Annotated in this window: 10 protein-coding genes and 1 tRNA gene; 5 read left to right on the top strand and 6 right to left on the bottom strand. The window is 72.0% G+C overall.

Translation table 11 applies throughout. From position 1 onward, the window contains the following. Window positions 1-77: 77 nt before the first annotated feature. Window positions 78-150: transfer RNA gene (locus tag ABD143_RS02550), tRNA-Lys, on the bottom strand. A 302-nt stretch (window positions 151-452) separates the two neighbouring features. On the opposite strand from ABD143_RS02550, the gene ABD143_RS02545 reads away from it, so the two are divergent. From ABD143_RS02545 to phoU (ABD143_RS02525), 5 genes are all read left to right on the top strand, one after another. Further along, complete coding sequence (locus tag ABD143_RS02545; protein ID WP_343970596.1) at window positions 453-920, top strand: superoxide dismutase; 468 nt, start codon at window positions 453-455, stop codon at window positions 918-920. 21 nt (window positions 921-941) lie between these two features. Next, on the top strand, window positions 942-2078 hold the full coding sequence (gene dusB, locus ABD143_RS02540; RefSeq protein ID WP_343970593.1) for a tRNA dihydrouridine synthase DusB: 1137 nt from the start codon (window positions 942-944) through the stop codon (window positions 2076-2078). 387 nt (window positions 2079-2465) lie between these two features. Then, window positions 2466-6011 carry an LCP family glycopolymer transferase gene (locus ABD143_RS02535; RefSeq protein ID WP_343970590.1) on the top strand — a complete coding sequence of 1182 codons (3546 nt, stop codon included), beginning with the start codon at window positions 2466-2468 and terminating at the stop codon, window positions 6009-6011. Window positions 6012-6084: 73 nt separating this feature from the next. Further along, complete coding sequence (gene phoU, locus ABD143_RS02530; protein ID WP_343970587.1) at window positions 6085-6741, top strand: phosphate signaling complex protein PhoU; 657 nt, start codon at window positions 6085-6087, stop codon at window positions 6739-6741. 14 nt (window positions 6742-6755) lie between these two features. After that, on the top strand, window positions 6756-7415 hold the full coding sequence (phoU, locus tag ABD143_RS02525) for a phosphate signaling complex protein PhoU (RefSeq protein WP_343970584.1): 660 nt from the start codon (window positions 6756-6758) through the stop codon (window positions 7413-7415). An 80-nt stretch (window positions 7416-7495) separates the two neighbouring features. Here phoU (ABD143_RS02525) and pstB read toward each other — a convergent pair whose 3' ends face one another. The 5 genes from pstB to mshD form a co-directional block, all read right to left on the bottom strand. After that, a complete protein-coding gene (gene pstB / locus ABD143_RS02520) occupies window positions 7496-8275 on the bottom strand; it encodes a phosphate ABC transporter ATP-binding protein PstB (RefSeq protein WP_343970581.1) in 780 nt (259 codons plus the stop codon). Between the two features lie 27 nt (window positions 8276-8302). Then, the gene (gene pstA, locus ABD143_RS02515; protein ID WP_379659785.1) at window positions 8303-9382 is read right to left on the bottom strand and encodes a phosphate ABC transporter permease PstA; all 1080 of its coding nucleotides are present in this window, start codon (window positions 9380-9382) and stop codon (window positions 8303-8305) included. Continuing rightward, entirely contained in the window at window positions 9382-10314 is a 933-nt protein-coding gene (gene pstC / locus ABD143_RS02510; protein WP_343971603.1) for a phosphate ABC transporter permease subunit PstC, read from the bottom strand. Before pstC ends, pstA begins: the two co-directional genes overlap by 1 nt. Before the next feature lie 117 nt (window positions 10315-10431). Beyond that, window positions 10432-11541, bottom strand: coding sequence for a phosphate ABC transporter substrate-binding protein PstS (locus ABD143_RS02505; RefSeq protein WP_379659802.1), 1110 nt, complete (start codon window positions 11539-11541; stop codon window positions 10432-10434). A 248-nt stretch (window positions 11542-11789) separates the two neighbouring features. Then, window positions 11790-12656, bottom strand: a complete 867-nt coding sequence (mshD, locus tag ABD143_RS02500; RefSeq protein ID WP_343971600.1) for a mycothiol synthase — start codon at window positions 12654-12656, stop codon at window positions 11790-11792. Window positions 12657-12698: the final 42 nt, after the last annotated feature.

Here is a 12698-nt window from a genome sequence, read left to right as displayed (position 1 = left end):
GCGGTCCTGTTGTGCACACGCCGAGCACACGGGGCGTCCGCGGGTACCGCCGGACAGCAAACCGCCAGGTCAGAGGGTGGGCCCCCGGGGGCTCGAACCCCGAACCCGCGGATTAAAAGTCCGCTGCTCTGCCAGTTGAGCTAGAGGCCCGCGCCGCCGTCCGCCTGCGGACCACGGCGCCCCCAGGATACGGCCAGCGCCGCGTGGGCTTGTCATCGCTCTCACGCACACGCCGCGCCACAACCGGGGTGCGCCGATGCTCCATCCGCATGCTCACTCTTCGCTCACGTGGCGTAACGCGGGGTCAGCGTAGGCTACCTGCGGTCACCACCCATCCTTGTGCTATGCGCTCCCCTTGCCTCGTCATCGCAGGGCTCGCCGGTGTCCTCGCACTATCGGGGTGCACGGCCGTTCTGTTCCCCGTCGAGCCAGCCGCTCCCGCCGTTGAGGAGGTGGAACAGACCGCGACTTTCGAGGCTGAGCCGGGCACCGCCGTCACCTACGACCCGGAACTGGTCCGGGTCGGGTCGCGCGCCGCGGTGCAGTCCCGTTCGCGCAACGGCTCGACGACGGTCCGGCTCGCCGTCCGTGGCGTGGAGCCGCGGCGCGTCTACGGCGCGCACCTCCACGCGAACCCGTGTGGCGCCCGGCCCGAGGACGCGGGGCCGCACTTCCAGTACACGGTGGACCCGATGCAGCCGAGCGTCGACCCGCGGTTCGCGAACCCGCAGAACGAAATCTGGCTCGACGTCGTCACCGACGAGACCGGCGCGGGCAGCGCCGAGGCCACGGTGGAGTGGGAGTTCCCGGCGGACCGGCGCGCGGGGTCGGTGGTCGTCCACGCGATGCCGACGTCGGGCGAGCGGGTTGGGGTCGACACGGCGGGAGCGCGTGTCGCCTGCATCTCGGTCGGTTTCTAGCGCAGAGGACAATGGGGTGCTGTGAGTGCCCCGACCGCCGTCCGACCGCTGCGCATCGGCCCATACGTGTCCGACACGCCCGTGGTGCTGGCCCCGATGGCCGGCATCACCAACGCGGGCTTCCGCCGGCTGTGCCGAGAGCAGGGATCCGGGTTCTACGTCTGCGAGATGATCACGTCCCGCGGCCTCGTCGAGAAGAACCCGCTGACGTTCCGCATGATCGCGATGGACCCCGACGAGAACCCGCGTTCGATGCAGCTCTACGGAGTCGACCCGGCGGCCATGGGACAGGCCGTGCGCATGATCGTCGAGCGCGATCTCGCCGACCACATCGACATGAACTTCGGCTGCCCCGTCCCCAAGGTCACACGCCGCGGCGGCGGTGCGGCACTGCCCTACAAGCGGCGCCTGTTCGAGCGGATCGTGCGGGCCGCAGTCGAGAACGCGGGCCGGCTCCCGGTCACCGTGAAGATGCGCATCGGTATCGACGACGAGCACCACACCTACCTGAACGCCGGGCGCGTCGCCGTCGACGCCGGGGCGGCGGCCGTCGCCCTGCACGCGCGCACCGCGGCCCAGCGCTACTCCGGCACCGCCGACTGGGCGGCGATCGCCCGGCTCCGGGACGCCCTGCCCGCCGAGGTGCCGGTGCTGGGCAACGGCGACATCTTCTCCGCAGCCGACGCCCTTGCCATGGTCGCTGCCACCGGTTGCGACGGCGTGGTCGTTGGGCGTGGCTGCCTCGGACGGCCGTGGCTGTTCGCCGATCTGGAGGCCGCGTTCGCCGGGCGTCCGCTGCCGGCGCCGCCGACGCTCGGGCAGGTCGCTGCGACGCTGCGCCGCCACGCCGTTCTGCTGCAGGAGCACATGGGCCCGGACAAGGGCATCCGGGACGTGCGCAAGCACATCGCCTGGTACCTCAAGGGCTTCCCCGTCGGTCCCGAGCTGCGCCGCAGGCTCGGCCTGGTCTGCAGCATCGACGAGCTCGACGAGCTGCTCGCCCAGCTCGACGTGCACGAGCCCTTCCCCGCCGACGCCGACGGGCCCCGCGGGCGCCAGGGCTCGCCGGGCCGGGTGGTGCTGCCCGAGCGCTGGCTCGACGACCCCGACGACCCGGCCGTGCCGTTCGGCGCGGAACTGGAGCACTCCGGCGGCTGACCGGCGCCGGCCAATCCCGGCGGCTCGGGAACGCATTCACCGGCACCCGTGGGACCAACTCGCTGCCGGTCTGCGAGTGACCGTCAGCGTCGGTGTGGTGCACGCGTCCGGCCCGGCCCTGCCGGAGCCGCTCGTGGAGTCGGCCGACGCGCGGTTGTACGCGGCGAAGGACCTTGGACGCAACGCGGTGGCGTTCCGCGAAGACCAGTCAGGCGCCGTCCGGCTCGCCGGAGCTGCCGGTGGCCGACGGACTGTTAGGCCGTTCGCCGGCGTGCCGACACCCGCCTGTGATCGAACCCCTTCTGCTCCGTAAGCTCGGATCAAGTCATTGAGGGGCGGGTTCGGGTCTGACCCGCGCCCGCCCTTTGCTCGTGCCGAGGAGGTGGCGTGGAGGACGGTCTGGACCGTGCTCAGCGCTTCACCGGCCCCGGTGGCGACGGCGGCCGCAGGAGGGCCCGCGAGGAGGAGTCCCCCGACGACGTCCTCGCCCGCCACGGGCTGCTCGGTTCCCAGCCCGCCGGTCGCGCGGCGCGGCGCCGCGCCCTCGACGAACAGGAAGCCTCCGACCGCAGGGCCGCCCTCGACCGGTTCGGGCCGGTCGGCACCGATCACCGCACGGGCGGCGGCAGGGGCCACGACGACCCGCCCGCACGCCCACGCCGTTCGCGGCCGGGCCCCGCCGACGATCTCGGGCAGACGTGGAGCGCCACGGGCACGGGGCGCCGCCGCGCCGCGGAGCCCGGGTCGTCCAACGGGTCGGGCCAGGCCCGCCACGGGTCGGCCGAGCCCTGGTCCGAGGCCCCTCCCCTGCCGCCGGACCGCTCGGGATCGGCCCGCGCCCCCCGCTCCGCCGAGCCCGGCGGACGACGACGGGCACCCGACCCCACCCCTGACCCGTACCGGCCCGGTCCCGAGGCGACCGGCGGCAGGCGCCGCGCGGTCGAGCCGCCGCGCCGGCCCGACCCGGACGCCTCGGTCGCGGGTACCCGAGCGACCCGCCGCCCCGGTGCGGAGGGGACGGGTGGCACCCGCCGCGCCCCCGCCGAGCCGAACGGATCCGGCTACTCCCCCACCGGCTCCACTCGCGCCGCCCGCCGTCGAGCAGCGGAGGGGACGGGCGCGCAGAGCGCAACCCCGAAGAGCACCGGGAGCGTCCGCCGCGCGGGTACCGAGCCGTCACGCCGGCAGGCGCCCCCTGTCGGCCCGGCTGAGGGCACCCGCGCGAGCCGCCACGCCGGCGCCGAGTCCGGCAGCGGGCGACACGACGCCGCTCCCGAGGCCACCCGGGCCGCCGTCCGCCGCCCCCCGCCAGCCGAGGAACCCAGTCGCGCTGGGTCCGATGCGGCGAGCGGGCGGCACGGCGCCGCGCCCGAAGCGACCCGCGCCACGCGCCGCCCGACGGCCGAAGGAACGGGTGGTACCCGCCGCGCGGCCGATGGCGCCGGCGGCAGCTTCGGCACGCCCGCCGCCACGACCAGGTCTTCCCGCGGACCGGCTCCGGAAGGGACCGGCGGTACCCGCCGCGCGGCACCGGAACCACCAGGCGGCCGTTTCGCGGCCCCCGAGGCGACCAGGGCCACCCGCCGCCCGTCCGTCGACGGCACCGGCGGCGCCCGCCGCAGCACCGCTGACTCCCGTAATCCCGACCCGCCTGCCGCGGCCACCCGGGCCACCCGGCGCGCGTCCGTGGACGGGACCGGTGGCTCCCGCCGCAGGCCCGACGGGGGGATCCAGCACGGCGTCCAGCAGGCACCCCCGGAGTCCGTACCGGCAGCCCGCCGCACCGGAGCCCCGGCCGACGCAACCCGGGCCTCCGCGCAGCCCGCCACCGAAGCGTCCGGCTCCCGACGAGCCGCGCCCGGAGGCCGCACCTCGGCCGAGTCCGGCAGCGGTCGCTTCGGCGCCTCCTCTGAGGCCACCCGGGCCGTCCGCCGCCCCACGTCAGAGGGCACCGGCGGCACCCGGCGAGCCGACCCGGAGCCGACCAGGGGACAACGGCTGCCCGCGACCGACGCGCCACGCCGGCCTGACGCTGTGAACGGGAGCGGCGGTTCCGGCACCACCGCCGAGGCAACCCGGGCCCTCCGCGCTCCCCGGCAGCCCGAGCCGGAGCCCGCTGGGGCGGAGGCGACCCGGGCCGTCCGACGGCCGGACGTGCGCCAGCCGCGCGGGGCAGGGGCCCCTGAGGCAGCCGCGACGACCAGGGTCCGAGCCGTGCCGGGCAGGGCAGCCGGCAGCGACACGGTCGGAGCTGGAGCCGAGGCCACGGCCGTCGTCCAGGCCGGGGGACGCAGGCGCGCACGCGACGACGGCCCCGAGCGGCCCGACGTTGCCGGCTCCGCCACCACCCGCGTGCGCGCGCAGCCGCGGAACGGTGCGGCGCCCGACCGGAGCGAGCGCGCCGAGATGGCCCGCCGCGCGGAGCGGGAGGAGGACCACAGCACCCGCGCCTCCCGGATCGACGAGACCCTCACCAGGCTCACCGCGGCACATGCGGGGCTCACCCTGTCCGCCCGCGACGACGACGAGCCGCCCGTGCCCCGCCGCCGGATCCGCCTCACACCCGGCCGGATCGTGGCCGGGGCGCTCGCGCTGGTCGTGCTCGCCGCCACGACGTTCGGCTGGGGTGCGAAGACCTGGCTCGAGACGGGGGTGCGCGACGCCGCCGCCCTCGACCTGGAGTCGAGCGCGATCGTCGACGCCACAGCCCAGGCGGGTGACGAGAACGTGCTCGTGGTCGGCAGCGAGCCGGGCGTAGCCCAACCCAGCGGGGCGGAGAGCCCCACTCCACGGGCGGACACGATCGCCGTGACGCACATCCCCGCCGGCGGCGGGCCGGTCACGGTGGTGTCGTTCCCGAACGACCTGGAGATCAACCGGCCGCCCTGCGAGCGCTGGGACCCGGAGACGGCCTCCTACCTCGACGAGACCATCCGGGCCGAGCCGCGCACGGACCTCGCCAGCGCGCTCGACCTGGGCGGGCCACGGTGCGTCACGCGTGTCGTGCAGCAGCTCAGCGGGCTCGCGATCACGAAGTACGTCGGGCTGGACATCGACTCCGTGCGGGCGCTGACCGACGCCGTGGGCGGCGCCGAGGTCTGCGTGCCGCAACCTGTGCTGGACGGCCTGCTCGGCCCGGTCGTGCCGGATGCGGGCACGAACCGGATCGAGGGTGTGCGAGTCGCCGACTTCGTGCGGGCCGGCGACGTCGCCGGGGACCCGTCGCCGGAGTACGGGCGGGTGGAGCGCCAGCAACAGGTGCTCGCGGCGGTGTTGCAGCAGTCGGTGTCGGACACCGCGCTGCTCGACGTCGGCAGGCTCGCGGCGCTGCGGACCGCGCTCGGCAAGGCCGTCGTGACCGACGGGGTCAGTATCGACGAGTTGCTGGCGCTGTCGCTCACGCTGCACCGCCTGGACGCCAACGGGGTCACGTTCGCCCCGGTCCCGACGACCGAGGCGAACAACCGAGGGAACGCGGTCCTGCGCGACGCCGAAGCGGCCGACCTGTTCGCCGCCGTCCGCAAGGACGCGCCGCTCCCCACCCAGGCCGGCGATCCCGCCGGAAGCTCGGGCCCCTCCCCCAGCGACGTCACCGTCGAGGTCTTCAACGGCTCCGACCGCTCCGGCCTGGCCGGTCAGGTCAGCGAGACCCTGCGCTCGCTCGGCTTCGGCGTGGGTGACGTGGCCAGCGCCGACGAACCGAGCGCCCAGACCGTGATCCGCTTCTCCCCGGACCAGGCGGCCGCCGCGGCACTGCTCGCGGCCACCGTCCCGTCGGCGACTTCCGTGCCGGACCCGGGTGCCACGGGCGTGCTGCAGCTGGTGCTGGGCCGCTCGTTCGACGACGTGGTCCGAGCGCCGTCCGAGCCGATCGCGCTGCAGGCCACCACAACCGCGCCCGTCGCGCAGGTGCCGTCCGCTGCATGCTCGTGACCTGTTGACGACGTTCACCCGCAGTTCATTGCTACAAGGGGCCAAATGTCCGAGTCGCCTCTAGGCTCGTCATATGCGTGACGCCTACCAGGAGCAACTCGACGAACTCGCCGACGGCCTGGCGGGCATGTGCGACGAGGTCGCCGCGGCGATGCAGAAGGCCACCCGTTCGCTGCTCGAGATCGACCTGCAACTCGCGGAGGAAGTGATCTCGGAGGACGTCCGGGTCGACGACCTACGCGCAGCCGCCGAAGAGAAGGCGTTCGCCCTCCTGGCCTTGCAGGCACCGGTTGCCACCGATCTGCGGACCGTCGTCTCCGCCATCCACGGCGCGGGCGACATCGAGCGCATGGGCGACCTCGCGCTGCACGTCGCCCAGGCGGCGCGCCGGAGGCACCCGCACCCGGTGCTGCCCGAGGAGGTTGCGCCGTACTTCGCGGAGATGGGGCGGGTCGGGGTCGAGCTCGCGAGGAAGGCCGGGCAGGTGATCCGCACCCGCGACCTCGCCCAGGCCGCTCAGCTCGAGAGCGACGACGATGCCATGGACGACCTCCACCGGCACATGTTCACCGTTCTCATGGACCGCAACTGGAGCCACGGCGTCGGTCCCGCCGTCGACATCACGCTGCTGGCCCGGTTCTACGAGCGCTACGCCGACCATGCGGTCGCCGTCGCCCGCCGGATCGTCTACGTGGTGACCGGGCAGATGCCGGGCCCACTCACCGTCTGACCAAGAATCGTCCGATGTCTGCCGACCCGCTCCCGAAACAGCTTGCCGATCTCGCCGAGTTGCTCGGACAGATGTGCCTGGCGGCGGCAGGGGCGTTGAACAACGCGACGGCCGCGCTCCTCGACTCACGGGTCCGGCTGGCCAAGCAGGTGGTGGCGGGCGACGCCGCCATCGATGCTCTGCGAGCGCGGGTGGAGGAGATCGCGGTCGACGCCCTGCTGTTCCACGCCCCCGTGGCGGGCAATCTCCGCGCGGTGGTTTCGGCGATCCGCTCCGCAGGCGACATCGAGCGCATGGGCGATCTCGCGCTGCACGTCGCGCAGGTCGTCTGCATGCGCCACCCGCACCCGGCCGTGCCAGCCGAGGTCCGCGACCACTTCAGCGAAATGAACCGCATCGCGGTTCAGCTCGCGATGAAGGCGGCCGACGTCGTCCGCTCCCGCAACGTGATCAAGGCCGTCGAGCTCGAAGCCGACGACGACGCCATGGACCGCCTGCACGCGCACATGTTCTCGGTGCTGATGGACCAGGACTGGCCGCACGGCGTGCCGGCCGCCGTCGACATCACGCTGCTCGCGCGCTACTACGAGCGCTTCGCCGACCACGCGGTGGTGGTGGCCCGGGAGACCGTCTACGCCGTCACGGGCCAGGAACCCGACGCGATCCCCATCTGACACCGCAACTCGGGCGCACGAATTCAGCGACTCGCGGGAGCCGGCCCGCGAGTCGCTGAATTGAGGTGCGCGAGTTGCTGTCAGCCGAAGCGGCCGGAGACGTAGTCCTCCGTGGCCTTCTCCTTCGGCTGGGAGAAGATCGTCTTGGTCTCGTCCATCTCCACGAGCTTGCCCGGCTTGCCGGTGCCTTCGATGTTGAAGAAGCCCGTGTAGTCGCTCACGCGGGCGGCCTGCTGCATGTTGTGCGTGACGATGACGATCGTGTAGTCGGTCTTCAGCTCGTTGATCAGGTCCTCGATCGCGAGCGTGGAGATCGGGTCGAGCGCCGAGCACGGCTCGTCCATCAGCAGCACATCCGGCTGCACCGCGATGGCGCGGGCGATGCAGAGGCGCTGCTGCTGACCGCCAGAGAGGCCAGAGCCGGGCTTGTCGAGCCGGTCCTTGACCTCGTTCCAGAGGTTCGCGCCACGCAGCGACTGCTCGACGAGTGTGTCGGTGGCGTCCTTGCCCATTCGCTTGTTGTTGAGCCGCATCCCGGCGATCACGTTGTCGTAGATCGACATCGTCGGGAACGGGTTGGGCCGCTGGAAAACCATGCCGATCTGGCGCCGCACGCCCACCGGGTCGATCCCGGGGCCGTAGAGGTTCTTGCCGTCGAGCTCGAGCCTGCCCTCCACGTACGCGCCGGGGATCACCTCGTGCATCCGGTTGATGGAGCGCAGGTAGGTGGACTTCCCGCAGCCGGACGGACCGATGAGGGCCGTGACCATCTGCGGCCTGATGGTCATGTTGACGCCCTGCACCGCCAGGAAGGACCCGTAGTAGATGTTCAGGTCAATGGCGTTGATCGCTTTGCCCACAGTTGTTCCTCTATCGGGTCTTCGCAGCTATCGGGTCTTCGGTGCGAACAGGCGTGCCACCAGCCGCGCCACGAGGTTCAGCACCAGCACGATGATGATCAGGACGAGTGCTGCGGTCCACGCCCGGTCCAGGTACGGCTCACGCGGCACGCCAGGGGCCGCGTAGGAGATGTAGGCGAAGACCGGCAGCGTGGCCATGCGGCCGTCGAACGGGTTGAAGTTCACCCCTGTGGTGAGGCCCGCCACGATGAGCAGCGGCGCCGTCTCGCCGATGACGCGGGCGATGGCCAGGGTGACGCCGGACGCGATCCCGGCGATCGAGGTCGGGATGACCACCTTGACGATCGTGCGCCACTTCGGCGTGCCGAGCGCGTAGGCGGCCTCCCGCAGCTCGTTCGGCACGATCTTCAGCATCTCCTCGGTGGACCGCACGACCACCGGGATCATCAGCACGCTCAGCGCCACCGATCCGGCGAATCCGAGCCGGACACCGGGGCCGAAGAACAGCGCGAAGAGCGCGAAGGCGAAGAGGCCCGCGACGATCGACGGGATGCCGGTCATGACGTCCACGAAGAAGGTGATCGCCCTCGCGAGCCTGCCCTTGCCGTACTCCACGAGGTAGACGGCGGTGAGCAGGCCGATCGGAATCGACATGACCGCCGCCAGCCCCGTGATCAGCAGGGTGCCGATGATCGCGTGGTACCCGCCGCCACCTTCGCCGACGATCCCGCGCATGGACGAGTTGAAGAACTCGGCGTCGAATCGGGCGAGGCCGTTGCCGACCACGGTGATCACGACGGAGACCAGTGGCGTCAGCGCCACGAGGAACGCCGAGGTCACCACAATGGTGACGAGCCGGTCGGTCGCCTTGCGCCTGCCTTCGACGACAGTGGAGAGCACGTAGGTGGCCACCGCATAGAGCACCGCCGACAGCACCACCAGCAAGGGCACCGAGAAGCCGGTGGCCGCCAGTACCCCGCCGACCACCACGAACGAGCCGACGAGGAGCGCCCACGGTGCCCACCGCGGGAGTTCGCCGCGCATGCGCAGGGGGGACTCGACGTCGGCGACCGACTCCTGCAGTCCGCGTTCGGTCTCGATGGACATCAGTTGGCCCCCGAGAACTCGCGGCGACGGTTGATGATGTAGCGGGCGATCGCGTTGACCAGCAGCGTGATCACGAAGAGCACCAGCCCGGAGGCGATGAGCGTGTTGACGGCCAGCCCCGTCGAGTCGGGAAACTGGAGCGCGATGTTCCCCGCGATCGTCGACGGGTTGTCGGAGCTGATCAGGTTGAATGTAATGGCGCCGGACGCCGAGAGGATGATCGCCACGGCCATCGTCTCGCCCAGCGCGCGGCCCAGCCCGAGCATCGCACCGCTGATGACGCCGGAGCGGCCGAACGGCAGCACTGCCATCCGGATCATCTCCCAGCGGGTGGCGCCGAGCGCGAGCGCTGCTTCCTCGTGCAGCGTCGGCGTCTGCAGGAACACCTCGCGCGCCACAGCGGTGATGATCGGGAGGATCATCACGGCGAGCGTGACCCCGACGGTCAGCATCGTGCGGCCCGTCACCGAGACGGGTCCGGCGAAGAACGGCAGCCACCCGAGGTTCCTGTTGAGCCAGTCCGAGAGCCCGAGTGTGGCCGGCGCGAGGACGGCGACGCCCCAGAGGCCGTACACGATGCTCGGCACGGCGGCGAGCAGGTCGACCATGTAGCCGAGGCCCTGTGCGAGCCTGCGCGGCGCGTAATGGGTGATGAACAGCGCGACCGAGACCGCGAGGGGCGTCGCGATGACCAGCGCGATCACCGCGGCGAGGATCGTGCCGAACACCAGCGGGCCGATGTACGCGACGAGGTTCTGCCCGCCCGGCAGGTCGGCCGGCGATGCGAGGAACGCCGGCACCGCCTGCGCGATCAGGAAGACCGCCACTCCGGCGAGCACGAGGAGGATGAGGATCCCCGCGCCCTTCGCGGTACCGGCGAAGATCCGGTCGCCCGTCTGTACCACGGGCCGGGCAGCGGCGCTGGTGGGCACCTTCTCAGTGGTGGTCACGACGTCCCCTGTTCACGCGGGGTAAGGAAGAAAGACCGGCAGGACCGGATAACAGCATCATGGCTGTCATCCGGCCCCGGCGGCCAGGTGTTGGAACGCTCACGACCCCGCTGCGATTGCCTCGACGGCGGGCGTGATCTGGGTGCGCAGCGTGTCGCTGAGCGGTGCGGCCCCGGCGCTCTGCGCCGCGACGCCCTGCCCGTCCGCGCTGATCACGTAGCCAAGGTAGGCCTTGACCAGGTCCGCAGTGGCGGCGTCCGGGTACTTGGAGCAGGCCAGGAGGTACGAGACGAGCACGATCGGGTAGGTGCCGGAGGCGGTGGTGTCGCGGGCGAGCTTGTAGGCGAAGGCGTACTGGCCCTGGCCGTCAACCCGGGTGGAGGCCTCGAGCACGGCGGCGGCAGCCTCCGCGGTCGGTCCGGCGTAGGTCGTGCCGACCTTGACCTTCGCCTGGCCCAGGTCCTGCGCCTGGCTCTCGTCGGCGTAGCCGATCGCGCCGTTGCCGGCCTTTACCGCACCGACCACACCGGACGTGCCCTGGGCGGCCTCGCCACCCTGCACCGGCCAGGCGTCGCTGACGTCGTAGGGCCACGAAGCGCCGGCGGCGACCTTGAGATAGTCGGCGAAGTTCTGGGTGGTGCCGGACTTGTCGGACCGGTTGACCGGGGTGATCGCCAGGTCCGGCAGCGTGACGCCGGGGTTGTCGGCGGCGATCGCCGGGTCGTTCCAGTTGGTGATCTTGCGGTCGAAGATCTGTGCGATCGTGGCGGGAGCAAGCTGCAGGTCTCTGACGCCCTGCAGGTTGTAGATCACGGCGATCGGCGAGACGTAGGCAGGCACCTCGACGACGTCGCCGCCGCAGCGGGTCTGGGCCTGCGTCAGCTCCTCCGGCTTGAGGTAGGCGTCGCTACCGGCGTAGGCGACACCGCCGCCGAGGAACTGGGTGCGCCCCGCACCCGAACCGCTCGGGTCGTACGTGATGTTCGCGCCCGAGTTGGCGCTCGTGAAGTTCGCGATCCATGCCTCCTGAGCCGCCTGCTGGGAGCTGGCGCCCGCGCCGGCGATCGTGCCGGAGACGGTGGGGGCGTTCGAGGCGCCGGCCCCGCCGGACGGCGGGGCCTCGTTGGCTGCGCCACAACCGGCGAGCAGAAGGGCGCCGCTGGCGACAATGCCAACCGCGGCGAATCGGGCACGCGAGCCGTGCCGCAGGGTGTTCACCTGTGTTCCTCCGTCGTGAGTTCCCGTGGAACGGGGCGATGCGGCTAGGTCTGACCGCTTCGGCCGCGAACGGTAGGCAGGTCCGATGGCCGCATCCCCCCGTTGAGGTGAACGCGAAATGAACAGGCCCCGTTCGTGCGCCATCCCAATACGGGAAATGGAGCGTCGTGATCTACCTGTGACCTGCGGCGATGAGATCCACGACCTCGGACCGTTGGTTACCACCGGATGAACAGAGGTCAGCGCTCGTAGGAAACATCTGAGTCCCAGAGCATGAACCCAAGTCGATCATAGAGCCGAATGGCGGCACCGTTGTCTGCCTCCACATAAAGCATCACGCGACCGAGCCCGCGGCCACGCAGGTGCTCCAGCCCGGCAAGGGTGAGCGCCGCACCGAGACGGGTTCCCCTCGCCGAAGGGTCGACGCCGAGCACGTACACCTCGCCGAGCGGTTCGGCGCCTCCGTGCACCTTCGTCCAGTGGAAGCCCAGCAGCCGGTCGTCCCGATCTACGGCGAGCAGGAAGCCCTCCGCGTCGAACCACGGCTCGCCCTCGCGCAGCGTCACGTCGGAGACGGTCCAGCCGCCCTGCTCGGGGTGCCAGTCGAACGCCGCGTTGTTGACGCGCAGGAACTCGGCTTCGTCCACACCCACGGCGAAGGGCCGGATGCGCACGCCGTCGGGCAGTTCGGGCGCGGCGATCGGATCGAGCAGGCTGCGCCCCATCCGCCGCAGCTCGCGCACCGGCTTGAAGCCCAGGCGCGCTGCGAGCGCCACCGCGCCCGCGTGGTTGCCGTGGGCCCACGCCCGAAGCGGCTGCGCGCGACCGAGGAGCGCCTCGACCAGTTGCCGGCCGCAGCCGGCGCGGCGGTGCTCAGGGTGGACAACAAGCTCGGCCGAGCCGCCCTCGGCGTCGTACTCCAGGTGCGCGAAACCCGTCAGCGACCCGTCGGCGTCCCGTGCCATCAGGTGGACGGTGTCGCCGTCGCGCAGGTGCAGGAACACGTGCTCGCCGAGCGGGGCCACCCCGTCGACGGCCTCCGCCGCGGCCGCCAAGGCTACGACCTCGTCGGCCTCGGCAGCCGTCAGATCCGTCCGCCACGACATTTCGGTCACCCAGCGAACGTACCTCTGGAGGATGCCCTCGGC

The organism is Pseudonocardia aurantiaca (assembly GCF_039526725.1).
GTDB lineage: Bacteria > Actinomycetota > Actinomycetes > Mycobacteriales > Pseudonocardiaceae > Pseudonocardia > Pseudonocardia aurantiaca.
The sequence above is the reverse complement of the archived record's forward strand: the minus strand, read 5'-3'. Positions and strand labels throughout refer to the sequence as shown.

What these genes read in the sequence shown, in the direction of transcription:
- phoU (WP_343970587.1), top strand. Translation starts at nt 6,085, where the DNA reads ATGCGTGACGCCTACCAGGAGCAACTCGACGAACTCGCCGACGGCCTG.
- phoU (WP_343970584.1), top strand. Translation starts at nt 6,756, where the DNA reads ATGTCTGCCGACCCGCTCCCGAAACAGCTTGCCGATCTCGCCGAGTTG.
- pstA (WP_379659785.1), bottom strand. Translation starts at nt 9,382, where the DNA reads ATGTCCATCGAGACCGAACGCGGACTGCAGGAGTCGGTCGCCGACGTC.
- mshD (WP_343971600.1), bottom strand. Translation starts at nt 12,656, where the DNA reads ATGTCGTGGCGGACGGATCTGACGGCTGCCGAGGCCGACGAGGTCGTA.